This is a genomic window from Halobellus clavatus, assembly GCF_900107195.1.
GTDB classification, from domain to species: Archaea; Halobacteriota; Halobacteria; order Halobacteriales; family Haloferacaceae; genus Haloquadratum; species Haloquadratum clavatum.
On record NZ_FNPB01000019.1, the window covers coordinates 1 to 15,082 of the forward strand.

A 15,082-nucleotide genomic window follows, 5' to 3' on the forward strand; every position below is an offset into this window, starting at 1 on the left:
GGCGTACAGCCAGAATTGCTGATCATCGATTCGAATCACAGTCTCGTCAAGAGCAACGTGATTCGGGCTTCGACCCTCTGTGGGCTGTAGATCGGCTTTCTGCACCCAATCGTGGATCGCTTTCGGCGAGCGCTCGACACCCCACTCTTCGAGAACCGGGACGGTATTCCGGAGCGACAGCCCCGCTAACTGCAACTGAATACCGAGCTTCATCGCACGCTCGGGTGTCCGCTGACGCTCCACAAAGTCCAAATCAATCCAGTCTGTACATCCGGTGAGGCGGGCGATTTCTGGCATAGATCACCAAGAAATCACTCCGCCTCACTCTTCATCCTTAACTAAACACGACTCAGTGGGCGGTCCGCACAATGCTCGATCGGGGGACGTCACGGAACGGGCGTCACGCGGTCGACCCGATCGAGCGCCTCGAGGTCGTCTGTCAGCGCGTCCTGGTCGGGGCCGGCCTCGTAGTAGAACACGAGATCGAACGTGCCTTCGCGGAGCAGTTGCTGGCACTCCCAGACGAACGACTCGTCGTCCAGCGTCAGCCCCTGGAACTGATTCGAGGCGAATTCGTCGGTGTCGTTGCCGGCGTAGATGTACGTCTCGCCCTTCTCGGCGTGGTCGGCGAGGATCTCGTTCACGCTCACGGTGAGTTCCTGCATCTCCAGGTCCTCTTCGCTCTCGAGGTCCGTGTGGACGATCGCGCCCAGAAGTTCGATCTCACCGGGTTCTAAGAGCTGCAGCGTCCGCTGATAGAGGTCGTCGTCGAGTGTCTCGCTCATACACGACGGTGGGGGCGGCGGGATAAACGGATGGCGATTTCTGTCGCGACGGGGTCGCTCCGGGGACGGAACGCTTTTTTCGCCGCGCGTCGCGGATTCGCTATGGCTATCGGTGATCTCGCCCCAGTCGCGGCTGCGGAGGACGTCTACTACGTCGACGTGGGGACGCACGGCGTGCCCAACTACGGATCGGTCTACCTGATCGACGCTGCCGAACCCACGTTCGTCGACACCGGTCTCGGGCGCAATCGCGAGTACCTCTTCGACGCGCTCGACGAACTCGGGATCGAGCGGACGGCGGTCCGCCACGTGCTCGCGACGCACGTGCACCTCGATCACGCCGGCGGAGCGGGCTACCTCGCCGAGGCGTGTCCCAACGCGACCGTCTGGACCCACGAGATCGGCGCACCGCACCTCGTCGACCCCGAACGGCTCGTCGCGGGCACGAAAGAGGCCGTCGGCGAGATGTGGGAGTACTACGCCGATCCGAAGCCCGTCCCGGCGGATCGGATCACGGAACTGGAGGGCGGCGAGGAGATCGATCTCGGGAACCGTACACTCTCGGTCGTCCATCTGCCCGGGCACGCGCCCCACCAGACGGCCTTCCTCGACTCCCGCGACGGCCTGCTGTTCACCGGCGACGCCGCCGGGGTCTACGTCCCGGAGCGAGACCGGATCAAAGAGACCAGTCCGCCGCCGCAGTTCGACCTGGAGGGCTGTCTCGCGGACGTGCGAACGATCGAGGACCTCGAACCGGCGACGCTCTGCTTCGGTCACTTCGGACCGCGCGAGTACGACCCGGACCTGCTGGGGGCCTACAAGCGCTCGCTCGTCGAGTTCGTCGAGGCCGTCAGACAGAAGCGCGCCGAACTGGCGGACGACGACGCGGTGATCGAACACTTCGCGGACCACGCCGAGCTGATCGAGGTGTGGGGCGAACGCAAGGCTCGGGCCGAAGAGCGACTGAACGCGAGCGGCGTGCTGACTGCACTCGACCGGGGCAAGGCGTAGCGCGCGCTATCGGCGTGACACTCCGAAAAAGCGGGTTCGCGTGGTTCGATCCCGCCGCTGGCGTCTGCGTCCCGGCTCGATGGCCCGAGCGCGTCCGCACGTCGGCGTCAGGACCCGACTGTGATGAAACTTTGCCGTGAGCGGCGCCCGTGTTGCGTGAGACCGGGGCGCGCGCCGATCAGTCGTCGGCCGGTGCCGGGCTGTCGCCGCTGGAGACGCCCGTGCCGGGGCCGACCTCGATGCCGAGTTCCTCGAGGCGCTCGTCGGGGACGACGCCGTCGACCCACTCGCGGCGCTCGTAGTACTCGTCTTTCATCTGTTCGAGTTCGCAGAGTTCGCCCTCGATGCCGCCCTGACCGGGGATCGCCTCGTCGTCGCCCTCGACGAACCGTCCGGGCAGGGAGTCGTCCTCGCCGTCGAAGCCGACGAGGTTGTTGTAGTACCGTTCGAGGGTGTAGATGCGGTCGCCCGCTTCCATCAGTTCGTCTTCGGTGAGGTCGCGACCGGTCATCCCGTTGTACTGATCGACGTACTCGTCGATCCCCTCGGCGAAGGCGTTGAACTTGCAGATGTCGAACGAGTCCGAGATGGCGTGGAGGTCCTGGAACAGGGCACACAGTTCGCCCTTGCCCTCCCACTCGGTCGGGTCGACCTTCTCCGGAATGCCGAGAATCTCTGCGGAGGGCGTGTATCCGCGAAGGTGACACGCGCCGCGGTTCGAGGTGGCGTAGCCGATGCCCATCCCCTTCATCGCGCGGGGGTCGTACGCCGGGATCGTCTGTCCCTTGACCGCCAGGGAGTTGTCGTGAGCGTCGCGCTCCTCGGCGACGCGGCGGGCGCCCTTCGAGAGGAGTTCGCCGAGGTCGGAACTCTGGTGGGCGATCTCGTCGAGCAGGTCGATCATATGCTCGGTGTCGCCCCACTCGAGGTGGTCGTCGAGGTCGTCGAGTTTGCCCTGCTCGGTCATCTCCATCCCCATCGCGAGCATATTGCCGGCCTCGATGGTGTCGATGCCGAGGTCGTTGCACTTGTTGATCATCACGGCAATGCTGTCGCGGTCGTCGTTCATCGAGTTCGGACCGAGCGCGAACGCCGACTCGTACTCGTAGGATTCGCCGCGGACGTTCATCTCCTCGCCCTTGTGCTCGTAGGTGACTTCGGTCTCCTTCTTACAGGCGACGGGACAGGAGTGACACGTCGGCTCGTTGACGAGGATGTTCTCGCGGACGTTCTCGCCGGAGACTCGCTCCGCGTCGATGTTGGGCTCGTCCGGTTCCGCCTCCGCCTCGGAGTGCGTCGAGGTGTACTTCCCGTTCCGGGTCGGGAGCCCGTCCATCTCCTCGGTGAGGTTCATCAGGACGTTGGTGCCGTACAGCGAGAGGCCGCCCTCGTTGGGACCGGTGACGTCGGATTCGCGGATGAGTTGCATCGCCTCCTGATACCCCTCGGTGAACGTCTCTGCGTCCGCGGGCTTGGGCATCCTCGTGCCCGACTTGATGACGATCGCCTTCAGGTTCTTCGAGCCCATCACGCACCCGGTGCCGCCGCGGCCCGAGGCGCGGTCGTCCTCGTTGACGATGCAGGCGTACTTGGTGCCGTTCTCGCCGCCCGGTCCGATGGCCATCGCCGAGAGGTTCTTGCCGAACTGCCCGTCGTGGGCCTCCTCGATCCGGTCCATCGCGTCGTGGACGCCGAGGCCCCACAGGTCGGAGGCGTCACGGAGTTCGACCGCTCCGTCCTCAACGTAGGCGTAGACCGGATCGTCGGCCTGTCCCTCGAAGAGGAGGCCGTCGAAGCCCGACCACTTGAGTCGAGCCCCGGACCAGCCACCGTGATGGGAGTCAGTGACCGTGCCCGTGAGGGGTGATTTCGTACAGACGGCGATCCGGCCGCTCATCGGGGCCTGGGTGCCCGTGAGCGGACCGTTCATAAAGGCGAGCAGGTTCTCCGGGCCCTCCGGATCGACGTCGACGCCCTGGTCGAAGACGTACTTGACGCCGAGGCCGCGCCCGCCGATGTACTTCTTCGCGTCTTCTTCGTCGATGCCCTCGTACTGGACGTCGCCGTCCGAGAGATCGACGCGCGCCACGTGGTCGTTGAATCCACCTAAGTCCGTCATAGTTAATGTCCATATTTACATTGGCACTGAACTCTGTTAGTCGTTGCCTCCGGGAGATAACCAAGATCAGTTACGCGCCGAGACGGATCGGTCCGGGCCGGGTCAGTAACGCCAGCCGGGAGTCGTGCGATGCCGACACCAGCGGACACGGCAGCAGTTTCTCCTCCGCCGCGACCGCACAGACGACGGAGATATACCGGGTCGTCGGCTACAGGCGTGTAATGAGTCAACCGAGCCCCGAGGTCTACGAGCGCGGCAAGGGGATGGACGCCCACAATCAGGTGATGCGCGAGATCCGGGCGAAGAAGGACAAGCAGTACGATCCGCACGAGCCGACCCGGGTCTGGCTCGACGAGGACAACACCCCCGACGGGGTGGTCCAGTCGCTGACGATCATCCTCAACACCGGCGGGTGCCGGTGGGCCCGCGCCGGCGGGTGTACGATGTGCGGGTACGTCGCCGAGTCGGTCGAGGGCGGCAGCGTCACCCACGACGCGCTGATGGACCAGATCGACGTCTGCCTCGAACACGAGGCCGAAAATGCCGACGAGCCGGCGGACCTGATCAAGATCTACACCTCGGGATCGTTCCTCGACGAACGCGAGGTCGGAGCCGAGACGCGGCAAGCGATCGCCGAGACGTTCGCCGACCGCGAGCGCATCGTCGTCGAGTCACTCCCCGACTTCGTCGAGCGAGCGAAGATCGCCGACTTCACCGACGAGGGAATCTCGACCGACGTCGCGATCGGGCTGGAGACGGCCACAGATCGGGTGCGTCACGACTGCGTGAACAAGTACTTCGACTTCGCGGACTTCGAGGCCGCCTGCGCCGAGGCCCGCGACGCCGACATCGAGGCCGACGGCTGCGACGTCGGCGTGAAGGCGTACCTCCTGATGAAGCCCCCCTTCCTCTCGGAGTCGGAAGCGATCGAGGATATGGTCTCCTCGGTCCGGCGGTGCGCCGACGTCGACGGCTGCCACACCGTCTCGATGAATCCGACGAACGTCCAGCGGTACACGATGGTCGACGACCTCTTCTTCCGCGGCGGCTACCGCCCGCCGTGGCTCTGGTCGGTCGCCGCGGTGCTCGAACGGACCGCCGACATCGACGCCATCGTCGTCTCCGACCCCGTCGGTCACGGATCCGACCGCGGACCGCACAACTGCGGCGAGTGCGACGACAGAGTCCAGAAGGCCATCAAGGACTTCGACAAGCGCCAGGATCCCACCGTGTTCGAACAGGTCTCCTGCGAGTGCGAGGCCACCTGGGAGTACGTCGTCGAGGCCGAGACGAGCTACGGGATGCCGCTGAACCGCTGAGCCGCTGGGTGCACTGGTGAGATGGCACGATGAACGCCGATCGGAGCGACGACGGACCGTGCGAGCACACCCCGACCGAGGAGCCGCCATCCGAGCACGACACAACCGAGGCGCAATCGCGTGAGGGACGCGTCTGCGTCGTCGCCGTGCAGGAGGACACTTTCGAGCGCTGTCGGAACGGGTTCTATCCGGCACCGCGGTCGTACGATCGGACGCGGGAGCCGTTCGACTTTCTCGCGCTGTACCGGACGGCACCCGTCTCGGCGGTCACGCAGTACGCCCCCGTGACCGACCGCATAGAGCAGACCCGGGGCGGTCCCGGTCCGATGAGTGAGGCCGACTGGGCCGCCACGGTCGATCCGTTCTCCGACGAGCGCGTGGTCGTCGTGTTTGAACTGGGCGACCTCGTCCCGTTGGCGACGCCAGTGCGGAACGATCAGACCGGCGTCAGGGGCGCGTGGTACTGCACGCTCGACGACCTCCGGGAGGCCGGCACGCTCTCGGAACTGTCCGCCGCTGCCCAGGCGTAGCCGTCCTACCTGACAGTTTTCTGGACGGCACCGTCCCAACCGGTCACCACCTACGAGCGCGCGAGACCAGGAACCCGGCCCCAGCAACGACCAGAACGACGGCCCCGACGACGAGGGTCCCGCTCCCGACGGCGGTCCCGGCAGCCACGCCGGCCCACGCCAGCCCGAAGATGCCGTGGGCGATCCCGAACAGCCGACGGCCCCGCCGGAAGAAGACCGGCGCTCCGAGACAGAAGCCGGCCGCCAGGACGACCGCTGAGAGTGCGACGGGACGGGCCTCGACGGAGCCGACGGCGATCGGTCCCACCAGCGGTTCGACGAGAAAGAGTGCCCCGCCCGCGGCGACGAGGAGCCCGACGACCGCGGGCCACCGTTCGACGTCGAGTTCGAGCGGAGAGGAGCCGGCTGCGGGGCCCTCCGGATCGGACTCGCCGTTCACGAGTGATCGTCCTCCGAACGGCGCTGGCGACGGTGCATACCGGGGCTTCGACCCGAGCGGATTGAACCTTTGGTCCGAAGCGATGCGCTCGCTCAGGCGAACGCGGACAGGATCCCTTGGCCGTCGGTGCTCCGTCCGAGGTCGGGGAGCGTCGCGCGCTCGGGATGCGGCATCAGGACCGCGACGTTCGAGCGCTCGCCGGTGATGCCCGCGACGTTCCCGCGCGAGCCGTTGGGGTTCGCGCTGTCGGTGATGTTGCCCGCCGGATCGCAGTACCGAAACAGGACCCGATCGTCGGCGACGAGGTCGTCGTACCGATCCTCGCCGATCTCGAAGCGGCCCTCGCCGTGGGCGATCGGGATCTCGATCACGTCGCCCTCGTCGTAGGCTGCGGTCCACGGCGTCGCCGCGTTCTCGACGCGCAGGTGGACGGTCTCACATTGGAAGCGCGCGCTGGCGTTCGTCGTGAACGCGCCCGGCGTCAGTTCGGATTCACAGCCGATCTGGGCGCCGTTGCAGACGCCCAGCACGGGCACGCCGTCTTCGGCCGCCTCGCGGACGTCGTCCATAATCGGCGAGCGGGCGGCCATCGCTCCCGCGCGGAGGTAATCGCCGTAGGAGAACCCACCCGGGAGAACGACGCCGTCGACATCCGAGGGGAGCCCGTCCTCGTGCCAGACCCGCTCGGCATCGACGCCGATGTGTGAGAACGCGCGGACGGCGTCGCGGTCGCAGTTAGAGCCGCCGAACTGGACAACAGCGACTGTCACCGGGACCGCCTCCTGTGGGGAGCAACGACAGTCGCTGTTGGAGAAGCGACTGTCACCGGGACCGCCTCCTGTGGAGAGCAACGACAGTCGCTGTTGGAGAAGCGACTGTCACCGCGACCACCTCTTGTGGGGAGCAACGACAGTCGCTGTCGGGGCGGCGACGGTCATTCCGCTTCCCTCACCTCGACGTCGTAGTCGTGAATCGTCGGGTTCGCGAGGAGTCGCTCGGCCATCTCGTCGGCGCGTTCGGCCGCCGCGTCGGCCGAATCGGCGTCGAGATCGACCTCGAACTGGTCCGCCGAGCGAAGCGCCTCCAGCTCGAACCCCAGCCGTTCGAGCGCGCGCTGTGTCGTCTCGGCCTCGGGGTCCAGCACGCCCCGCTTGAGACGGACGGTCACCGTCGCGGTGTAGCTCGTCATCGGGCTGACGTGCGCGGTCGTGTGTAAAAGTCGTTTTGGACTCCCGCGGGTGTGCACGAACGTGAATGGGCGCTCGTCCTCGGGATCGCCTTCGACTATATGGCGCTGATCGACGCGGTCACCAACCGGATGTTCGCCTGACGAATTCTCGACGACACCGCCGATCAGAGATCGCGGACGCGATCCACCGCGGTCTCGATCGTCGGCGCGTCGAACCACTCGGCCCCAGTATAAGCGTTCGTCCCGGCAGCGTAGAGATCTGCGACCGCGTCGAGGACCTCGTCGGGCAACGGCGCTGGCGAGCGGTCACAGAGGTCCCGCCAGTCGGCGACGCCCGCCTCGCGGGCCTGTGACTTCGCCGCGGAGACCGCCTCGACCCACTCGGGGTCCGTGCGCTTGTAGTACTGCCTGACGACCTCCTTCGAGACCTCCTGGCCCTGGTAGGAGAAGCGGTTCTCGTCGAACGTCCCGACCACGTCGGCGACCGCGATCTCGCCTCCCTGATAGCGGCACTCGATCTTCCCGTCCTCGTGGACGAAGCCGCGCGCGTCGGCCTCGCGGTTCAGTACGTCGTTGACGGCGAGTGCGAGGGCTTCGAGTTCGTCGAGATCGGCCGCCCCGGCGATCCGGTCCGCCTCCTCGCGGTCGAGGTATCGGTCCTGCTCTTCGTACTTCGTCGAGAACTCGACGACCGGCTCGGGGAGGTCGACGACGCCGTCGGGCCACGACTCGCGGTCGAGGCCGTAGTCGGCTGGACTCCCGCGCGAGCGAAGGCTCGATCCCTCGGGCACGGTGTTGCGGAAGACGATCTCCAGGGGGATCAGGTAGTTCTCGCCCGCGGCGTCGTGGTACGCGTCGTAGTCGTAGTCGTCGTCGCCGAGGTAGGGGAGGTCGGGCACCTGCGTGAGTTCGATCGCCATCTCGGTCGGCGGAGCTTCGCACGCCTCGAGCGCGACGGGGTCCGTGGCGTCAAGCGAGGCGGAGTCGGCGACGGCGTCGTCAGCCGCGTCGTCGCGACCCGGATCGACGACGCCGACGTAGTGCGTCGGGATCCCCTCCGCTTCGAGCCGCTCGAAGTTGTACGCGCCCATCGTACACAGCGACGCTCCCTTCCCGGGGACGTGATCGGGCATCTCACCCCAGTCGAAGACGGAGTACTGGTCGGTGAAGACGAACCGCCCGCGGCCCGCCGCAGTCGCCGTCGGCTCCGTCTCGACGCGGAACTCCTTGACGCTCGTCATAGCCGATCTGGCGTCGCCATCGCACAAGAAGGCTTCCACTCTCGTGTGTCCCTCCGCGCGTCGCTCCCCCGGCTGTGGTCACGGTCGTGACACCGGTGCTCGGCGAGACTGCCGGCTGCCGGTCGGCGGGATGTTCCGGTATCTCGCAGTTTTTTACCTCCTGACGCGTTGTTCTATCGGTATGCGCGAGCGACCGGCACCGTCGGACGGCCCTCCCGGTGCCGATTCGGACGCGGCGATCGAGTTCGACATCGTTCCGGAGACTGACCAGTCGTTCGAGAACGCGCTGGCGAAGGCGCGTGCGGGCGGACGCCTGACCATCGACGACGGCATCGAACTCATCACAACCGGGACCGACCACGAGGGGATCGACCCCGTCCGGAAAGAGCAGGTGCTCGAGGCCGCTGACCGCCGGCGCGCCGCGGTCGTCGGCGAGGACGTGACGTTCGTCGCGAACCTGAACAACAACGTCACGACCGCGTGCAACACCGGCTGTCTGTTCTGTAACTTCAAGAACAGTGCCCACCAGTTCGAGTCCGCCCACGACGGCGAGCACGCGGGCTTCACGAAGACGCCCGCGGAGTCGCGATCGATTGTCGCCGACGCGCTCGAGATGGGCATCTACGAGGTCACCTCGGTCTCGGGGCTCCACCCCGCCTTCGCCCTGAACGGGGAACACCGCGAGATCCTCGAATCGTTCGACGACCCCGCCCGCGAGGTCGACTACAAGCCGCCCGCCATCTACGACACCGACCCGGGGACCTACCTCGACCAGATGCGTGCGATGTCCGTCGGTGACGTCCACCTGCACTCGATGACGCCCGAGGAGGCCGCGCACGCCCGCCGGGGGACCGACTGGTCCTACGAGAGCGTCTACCGCGAACTGAAGGCGGCGGGGCTGGACTCCGCGCCGGGCACGGCCGCGGAGATCCTCGTCGAGGAGGTCCGCGACGTGATCTGTCCCGGGAAGATCTCCAGTGACGAGTGGGTCGCGGGGATGGAAGGCGCGATGGCGGCCGGCCTCGACGTGACCGCGACGATGATGTACGGACACGTCGAGAACGCCGCCCACCGGATCCACCACCTGAAGACGATTCGCGACCTCCAGGATCGACTCGGCGGCATCACGGAGTTCGTCCCGCTCTCGTTCGTGCACCAGAACACGCCGCTGTACGAGCGCGGCGTCGTCGCCGGCGGCGCGAGCGACGCCGAGGACGAACTACTCGTCGCGGTCTCGCGGCTCTTCCTCGACAACGTCGAGAACGTGCAGGCCTCGTGGGTCAAGTTCGGGAACGCGAAATCGCTGAAACTCCTCAACTGCGGCGCGAACGACTTCATGGGGACGATCCTCTCAGAAGAGATCACGACGCGCGCCGGCGGCACCTACGGGGAGTTCCGCTCGGTCGCAGACTACGTCGAGATGACCGCGGCCATCGGCCGGCCGGCCGTCGAGCGCTCGACTGACTACCGGACGCAGCGCGTCGTCGATCCCGACAGCGACCCGCTCGGCCCGCGTCTCGGACCGCGCGCAGACGGCACGCCGTTGCTGGAGGGTCGCGGAGACGCCGACACGGTCGACCCGACGCCCGCCGACGACTGAATTCCGGAAAGGGTTCCGTCGGGGCACTGTCCCCCGCGGTCAGACTCAAGTTCGTCGGATTCCTTCTCCCGCCTGATGATGGTCACCACCCACGTGGCCGCCGGACTGCTCCTGGCGACGCCGGTGGCGGTGGTCGCGCCCGCGTTCGCGCTCCCGGCGGCCGTCGGGGCCGTCCTCGGCGGCGTCCTCCCCGACGTGGACCTGTTCGTCGGCGTCCACCGCAAGACGCTGCACTTTCCGGTCTACTACTCGGTCGCGGGTGCGGCCACCGCCGGCGCGGCACTCCTCGCTCCGGGCCCGTTCCTCGTCGGTGCCGCGCTGTTCTTCCTCGCCGCCGGATTCCACTCCGCGTCGGACTGGCTCGGCGCGGGCGACGAACTCCGGCCGTGGGAGCGGACCTCCCAGCGCGCCGTCTACCTCCATCCGCGGCGAGCCTGGCTCCGGCCGCGGTACCTGATCCGCTACGACGGCGCGCCCGAAGACTTCGCGCTCACGTTCGTCCTCGCGGTCCCGGCCACCGTCACTTTCGACGGGTGGATCCGTGCACTCGTCGTCGGCGGCATCCTCCTGGCGTTCGGCTACACGCTCGTTCGTAAGCGGGTTCCCGAGTGGCTCGGGGTCTGAGAGACGTTCGTTCAGGGTACGATCCCTCGCGGGTCAGTCGGCTGATCCGCTCGACGCCGCCGGGACGTCGACCGACAGGGGCCCGTCGCGCTGCGCCACACCGCGGTACCGTTCGCCGTGGACGTCGTCGGCGGTCAGTGCCGCGACGATCGGCTCCGACAGCCACGCACCCTCGGCGGAAGCGCCCGCGAAGTCCGTCCGTCTGAGTTCGGACGGGAGATAGCGATCGTAGACCGGGAGTCGTTCGTACAGCGGCACGTCGCCCGCGGCGGCGATCTCCGCCAGTTCGCGGAGAGCAGGCCAGGCGTAGTCGGGATTGACGTAGTCTTCGGTCACCGGAGAGACGCCGCCCAGGTCGTCGACGCCGCAGTCCAGCAGATCGCGCGTCGGCGAGAGGTTCGGCGGCACCTGAACCGAGATCTCTTCGGGCAGCGCGGCGCGGGCCATCGCCACAGTACGGCGCATCGTCTCCACGCTGGGGCGCTGGAAGTCCGAGCGCTCGTTGGGGACGACGTTCTGGACGATCACCTCCTGCACGTGGCCGTAGCGTTCGTGCAGCGCCCGGATCGCCAGCAGGCTCTCGGCGCGGTCGCGCCACGTCTCACCGATGCCGACGAGCAGTCCGGTGGTGAACGGGACGCCGACCTCACCGGCCGCGCGGATGGTGTTGAGCCGCTGGCCGGGCGTCTTCCGCCGGCTGCCGGCGTGCGCGTCGACGTCCGCCGTCGTCTCCAGCATCACGCCCATACTGGCGTTCGCCGGGGCGAGGCGCTCGAAGTCGGACTCGGTGATGTCGCCGGGGTTCGAGTGTGGGAGCAACCCTTCCTCGAGCGCGATCTCACAACAGTCCCGGAGGTAGGCGAGGATGTCGTCGTAGCCCCACTCGGCCAACTGATCGTGGATCTGCGTGTACCGCGCGTCCGGCTCATCGCCGAACGTGAAGAGCGCCTCCGTACAGCCGGCGTCGGCGCCGATACGGAGTTGGTCTCTGACCTCCTCGGGTGAGAGTAGCGTGGCTTCGCCCGGGACGTCGTAGTAGGTGCAGTACGTGCAGGTGTAGCGACAGGCGGTCGTCAGCGGAATGAAGACGTTTCGCGCGAAAGTGAGTTCGGGGGCCGAAGCGACGTCGTCGGGCGTCACCGTGAGCAGGCGCTCGACGGCGGAGTCCCGAATGGCGACGTCGGTCGCGAGATCACCCTGGTATGCGTCGGCCCCTGGGAACATCGTGACCACGTCTCGTGTGGGCACACACAAAACTGTCGTGCTCCGGCATCCCGTGTGAGAGTTTATATACAAAAACGCGACCAGCGTCCGTATGCGTTGAGAGACACCCCGCGTCGGGTCGCGAGTGCTCGGCACGTCGGCGCGGGAGGGACCCTGACCGTGCTCTGAGGGACGACGAGTGCCGACTGTTCGCCCATCTTTGACGAAGCAACGGCCGCCCGGCTACTCGTCCGCCCGCCGGACGCCCACCCGGCTCTCGCTGTCGTCGACCTCGAACCCCGCGTCCCGGAGCCACGCCGCTGACCGGCCGTCGGTGTGGAGGAGGACTTCGACGAGGTCTCCCGGTTCGTCGACGTCGGTCGCGAGCCGCATCGAGTCGACGACGCCGACCGAGAGCGCGGCATCGGCGGCCGCCCGGCGGTGATCCCGGTACGAGGTCCCGTGGTAGTCGACCGCGAAGCCCGGATCGCGAACGACGAGCGCGTTCGTGCCGCCGCCGCGTCCGGGCGCGATCGCGACGTCGCCGCCCGCGCCGAACAGCCGGTGCAACGCCGTCGGCGTCGCGAGCGCGAGGTCGGCCATCACGATCGCGACTGCCGCAGCGTCGCCGTCGGCGAGGCGGGACAGGACGCCGTTCACCGCCGGCGTCAGCGGCCGGTCGTCGACGGTCGTCGAGCGGTCAGCGAGTGGCTTCTCAGCAGCGCCGCCCGCACGCTCGGTTGTCTCGGACACCGTCTCCGTCTCGAGCGGGCTCGCTGTCACGTCGAGCGGACGCGGCACGAGCAGTTCTGGCTCGTGGCCGGCAGCTTCGATCGCCGTGACGACGTCACGCAGCATCTCGAACGCGAACTCGCGTCGCTCCGCGACGCTGAGGACTGGCGCGAGGCGGCTCTTTGGGTCGCGAGCGGTGAAGGGGACGATCACGTCCATCGGAACGAAGAGGCGGGGAGCGTTCAGCCGAGTTTGTCTTGTCCCTGCTGCTGGGACCGCCAGTAGAGGAAGCCACCGGCAGCCAAGCCGATCACGAGCAGTCCGCCGACGCCGTACAGGGCGTACTGGATCAGCTGATTCGACTGCTGGGTCTGCTGGGCTCGCTCTTGGGCCTGTTCGGAGAGGTCGATGGCCAGTCCGAACTCCCCGCCGTTGTACGCGTCGATCGCGTTCCCCAGCGACCGTTCGGCGTCCTGGGAGTTCACGTCGGCGACGGTGGCGGAGGCCTCGTCGATCGCGTTTCTGGCCTCGCGGCTCTCCTCGGTGTAGTGGACCGCCGTCCACTCGTCGATCGCGTTGGTAGACCCGCCCTCACGGGTCTGTTCCAGTGACAGCACAGTGAACGACTGCGCGGGGTCGTAGGAGTAGTCTTCGACCTGCGGGACGGTGCCGGTGACGCGGACGCGGACCTCGCTGGTCCCGTCAGCGGTGGCGACCTCCGCGCCGGAGAACGACTGCCCGTCGAACGACTCCTGATCGACCCGTGCTCCGGTCTGATCGAAGTACATCACCGTCCAGGTGACCTCAGTCAGGTCTGTGCTGCCGGCCAGTGTCCACGATTCCAGGGTGGGGTTCTGATACAAGTTTGTCAGCGTCACGGTCGCGTTGACCTGACTGCCGACCTCTGCGTCGTCGGTCACGTCCGTTTCACCGACCGAAACGCCGGCGGCGGGGACCGTCGCAACGGAGAGGACGAAGAGACAGGCCAGCGCGAGCTTAGAAAAGCGACTCCAGCTCGTCTTCGTCATCGTTGACTAGGTTCTCGAGGTTGTCTTCGCTCTCCTCTCTGATGTCGTCGATGTTGTCTTGGGCTTCGATAGCGACCTGCTGGAGTTCCTTGATCCGGGGGACGTTCGTCACGCCAGAGAGGAGAATGACGGACGCGACGCGGTTTGAGTCCCGGATGGGGTAGTCGCCGCCGCGGACCTCCATACTGCCGGTCTGCTCTTCGATCCACTTGCGGCCGCGCTCGATTCCCTTCCGATTGAGGTGTTTCGGCGGGCCGGCCATCACGAGCAGTGCGCGTTCGGCGCCTTCGATCTCACAGGGGAGCGTCAGTCGACCGAGGGCGGCTTTCCGAACGAGGGACGTGATCCGGTTGGTGGTGTGTGCAGTGTCGAGGCTCTCTTCTTCGTTACCACCAGTGATCCGCGAGAGGAGTCCGTTGCTGGAGGATTCGTTCTCGACGGTCTCGGAGGCGTACCCGACCGTGGAGACGCCGCCGCCCGCGAGGGTGTTGATGATCTCCGAGGAGTCGACGACGCTCTCGGCGACTTCGCCGCCGTGACCGATCTCGCCGGCCCCGAACAGAACGCCGAAGCGGGTGACGATCTCCTCGTTGATCTCGTCGTATCCGCCCTGGACAGACTCACCGGTCTTCCGCCAGGCGTCGTTGTCGAAGACGAGCAGATTGTCGACCTCGCGGACGAACGTCTGGAACGATCGAGCCGCGTTCAGCGTGTAGATGCCGCCCTCGTCACTCCCGGGCAGGATCCCCAGCCCGTAGACGGGCTCGGTGTAGATCCGCTGGAGGTGCTTCGAGAGCACGGGCGCGCCGCCGCTCCCCGTGCCGCCGCCGAGGCCGGCGACGACGAGGAACGCGTCGACCTCGTGAACCGGAATGCTATCGATCGCGCCTTGTACTTCGTCGATGTCTTCTTCGGCGACCTCCGCACCGAGTTCGTTGTCGGCGCCGACGCCGTGGCCCTTCACGCGGGACTGTCCGATGAGGACCCGTTGGTCCTCCGAGATATGTTCGAGCCCCATCAGGTCCGCCTTGGCCGTGTTGACGGCGACGGCCGCTCGAACGATGTTCGAGTCGTGCCGTTTGTCGTACTCGACGAACTTGTCGACGACTTTTCCCCCAGCCTGCCCGAATCCGATCATTGCAAGCTTCATGTATCAGCTCCCCTCGCCATTGGGTGTATCCCAGTGCGAACGCGGACATAAACCTTGTGATGGTCCAAAAAGGACGGAAACCGACGCCGATCTGGTAAACCACCCGACAGCG

15 protein-coding genes and 1 pseudogene are annotated in these 15,082 nt (G+C 66.9%); 5 read left to right on the plus strand and 11 right to left on the minus strand.

All coding sequences use genetic code 11. The features are described from left to right. Nucleotides 1-297: pseudogene (locus tag BLU74_RS17195) on the minus strand (IS6 family transposase); the annotation flags it as partial. Nucleotides 298-386: 89 nt separating this feature from the next. Then, on the minus strand, nt 387-785 hold the full coding sequence (locus tag BLU74_RS17200) for a DUF5778 family protein (RefSeq protein WP_089769581.1): 399 nt from the start codon (nt 783-785) through the stop codon (nt 387-389). A 102-nt stretch (nt 786-887) separates the two neighbouring features. Between BLU74_RS17200 and BLU74_RS17205 the strand changes: the two genes are divergently transcribed. After that, the gene (locus BLU74_RS17205) at nt 888-1,796 is read left to right on the plus strand and encodes an MBL fold metallo-hydrolase (RefSeq protein ID WP_089769583.1); all 909 of its coding nucleotides are present in this window, start codon (nt 888-890) and stop codon (nt 1,794-1,796) included. Between the two features lie 178 nt (nt 1,797-1,974). Here BLU74_RS17205 and BLU74_RS17210 read toward each other — a convergent pair whose 3' ends face one another. Beyond that, nucleotides 1,975-3,915 carry an aldehyde ferredoxin oxidoreductase family protein gene (locus BLU74_RS17210; RefSeq protein ID WP_089769585.1) on the minus strand — a complete coding sequence of 647 codons (1,941 nt, stop codon included), beginning with the start codon at nt 3,913-3,915 and terminating at the stop codon, nt 1,975-1,977. A gap of 221 nt (nt 3,916-4,136) precedes the next feature. On the opposite strand from BLU74_RS17210, the gene BLU74_RS17215 reads away from it, so the two are divergent. Next, on the plus strand, nt 4,137-5,234 hold the full coding sequence (locus BLU74_RS17215; RefSeq protein WP_089769587.1) for an archaeosine biosynthesis radical SAM protein RaSEA: 1,098 nt from the start codon (nt 4,137-4,139) through the stop codon (nt 5,232-5,234). 29 nt (nt 5,235-5,263) lie between these two features. After that, on the plus strand, nt 5,264-5,764 hold the full coding sequence (locus BLU74_RS17220) for a hypothetical protein (protein ID WP_089769589.1): 501 nt from the start codon (nt 5,264-5,266) through the stop codon (nt 5,762-5,764). Nucleotides 5,765-5,807: 43 nt separating this feature from the next. Here BLU74_RS17220 and BLU74_RS17225 read toward each other — a convergent pair whose 3' ends face one another. The 4 genes from BLU74_RS17225 to BLU74_RS17240 form a co-directional block, all read right to left on the minus strand. Beyond that, nucleotides 5,808-6,203, minus strand: a complete 396-nt coding sequence (locus BLU74_RS17225) for a hypothetical protein (RefSeq protein ID WP_089769591.1) — start codon at nt 6,201-6,203, stop codon at nt 5,808-5,810. 92 nt (nt 6,204-6,295) lie between these two features. Then, a complete protein-coding gene (gene purQ, locus BLU74_RS17230) occupies nt 6,296-6,973 on the minus strand; it encodes a phosphoribosylformylglycinamidine synthase I (protein ID WP_089769593.1) in 678 nt (225 codons plus the stop codon). A gap of 164 nt (nt 6,974-7,137) precedes the next feature. Beyond that, nucleotides 7,138-7,392 carry a phosphoribosylformylglycinamidine synthase subunit PurS gene (gene purS / locus BLU74_RS17235; protein ID WP_089769595.1) on the minus strand — a complete coding sequence of 85 codons (255 nt, stop codon included), beginning with the start codon at nt 7,390-7,392 and terminating at the stop codon, nt 7,138-7,140. Nucleotides 7,393-7,556: 164 nt separating this feature from the next. Then, on the minus strand, nt 7,557-8,633 hold the full coding sequence (locus BLU74_RS17240; RefSeq protein WP_089769597.1) for a phosphoribosylaminoimidazolesuccinocarboxamide synthase: 1,077 nt from the start codon (nt 8,631-8,633) through the stop codon (nt 7,557-7,559). 181 nt (nt 8,634-8,814) lie between these two features. Here BLU74_RS17240 and cofH point away from each other — a divergent pair, with 181 nt between their 5' ends. Together cofH and BLU74_RS17250 are read left to right on the plus strand one after the other, a co-directional pair. Then, nucleotides 8,815-10,233 (plus strand): 7,8-didemethyl-8-hydroxy-5-deazariboflavin synthase subunit CofH, encoded by a 1,419-nt coding sequence (cofH, locus tag BLU74_RS17245; protein ID WP_089769599.1) that lies wholly within the window; start codon nt 8,815-8,817, stop codon nt 10,231-10,233. 75 nt (nt 10,234-10,308) lie between these two features. Continuing rightward, nucleotides 10,309-10,857, plus strand: a complete 549-nt coding sequence (locus BLU74_RS17250; RefSeq protein ID WP_089769601.1) for a hypothetical protein — start codon at nt 10,309-10,311, stop codon at nt 10,855-10,857. A 33-nt stretch (nt 10,858-10,890) separates the two neighbouring features. Here BLU74_RS17250 and cofG read toward each other — a convergent pair whose 3' ends face one another. The 4 genes from cofG to BLU74_RS17270 all read right to left on the minus strand — a co-directional run bounded on the left by cofG (nt 10,891) and on the right by BLU74_RS17270 (nt 14,970). Next, a complete protein-coding gene (cofG, locus tag BLU74_RS17255) occupies nt 10,891-12,081 on the minus strand; it encodes a 7,8-didemethyl-8-hydroxy-5-deazariboflavin synthase subunit CofG (RefSeq protein ID WP_089769674.1) in 1,191 nt (396 codons plus the stop codon). Nucleotides 12,082-12,303: 222 nt separating this feature from the next. Then, a complete protein-coding gene (cofC, locus tag BLU74_RS17260; RefSeq protein ID WP_089769603.1) occupies nt 12,304-13,011 on the minus strand; it encodes a 2-phospho-L-lactate guanylyltransferase in 708 nt (235 codons plus the stop codon). Nucleotides 13,012-13,034: 23 nt separating this feature from the next. Continuing rightward, entirely contained in the window at nt 13,035-13,820 is a 786-nt protein-coding gene (locus BLU74_RS17265) for a hypothetical protein (RefSeq protein WP_089769605.1), read from the minus strand. After that, nucleotides 13,789-14,970, minus strand: a complete 1,182-nt coding sequence (locus BLU74_RS17270; RefSeq protein ID WP_089769606.1) for a tubulin/FtsZ family protein — start codon at nt 14,968-14,970, stop codon at nt 13,789-13,791. Before BLU74_RS17270 ends, BLU74_RS17265 begins: the two co-directional genes overlap by 32 nt. Nucleotides 14,971-15,082: the final 112 nt, after the last annotated feature.

Coding starts and splice junctions, on each gene's coding strand:
- BLU74_RS17200 (WP_089769581.1), bottom strand. CDS start 785: ATGAGCGAGACACTCGACGACGACCTCTATCAGCGGACGCTGCAGCTC.
- BLU74_RS17205 (WP_089769583.1), top strand. CDS start 888: ATGGCTATCGGTGATCTCGCCCCAGTCGCGGCTGCGGAGGACGTCTAC.
- BLU74_RS17210 (WP_089769585.1), bottom strand. CDS start 3,915: ATGACGGACTTAGGTGGATTCAACGACCACGTGGCGCGCGTCGATCTC.
- BLU74_RS17215 (WP_089769587.1), top strand. CDS start 4,137: ATGAGTCAACCGAGCCCCGAGGTCTACGAGCGCGGCAAGGGGATGGAC.
- BLU74_RS17220 (WP_089769589.1), top strand. CDS start 5,264: ATGAACGCCGATCGGAGCGACGACGGACCGTGCGAGCACACCCCGACC.
- purS (WP_089769595.1), bottom strand. CDS start 7,392: ATGACGAGCTACACCGCGACGGTGACCGTCCGTCTCAAGCGGGGCGTG.
- BLU74_RS17240 (WP_089769597.1), bottom strand. CDS start 8,633: ATGACGAGCGTCAAGGAGTTCCGCGTCGAGACGGAGCCGACGGCGACT.
- cofH (WP_089769599.1), top strand. CDS start 8,815: ATGCGCGAGCGACCGGCACCGTCGGACGGCCCTCCCGGTGCCGATTCG.
- BLU74_RS17250 (WP_089769601.1), top strand. CDS start 10,309: ATGATGGTCACCACCCACGTGGCCGCCGGACTGCTCCTGGCGACGCCG.
- cofG (WP_089769674.1), bottom strand. CDS start 12,081: ATGTTCCCAGGGGCCGACGCATACCAGGGTGATCTCGCGACCGACGTC.
- cofC (WP_089769603.1), bottom strand. CDS start 13,011: ATGGACGTGATCGTCCCCTTCACCGCTCGCGACCCAAAGAGCCGCCTC.
- BLU74_RS17265 (WP_089769605.1), bottom strand. CDS start 13,820: ATGACGAAGACGAGCTGGAGTCGCTTTTCTAAGCTCGCGCTGGCCTGT.
- BLU74_RS17270 (WP_089769606.1), bottom strand. CDS start 14,970: ATGAAGCTTGCAATGATCGGATTCGGGCAGGCTGGGGGAAAAGTCGTC.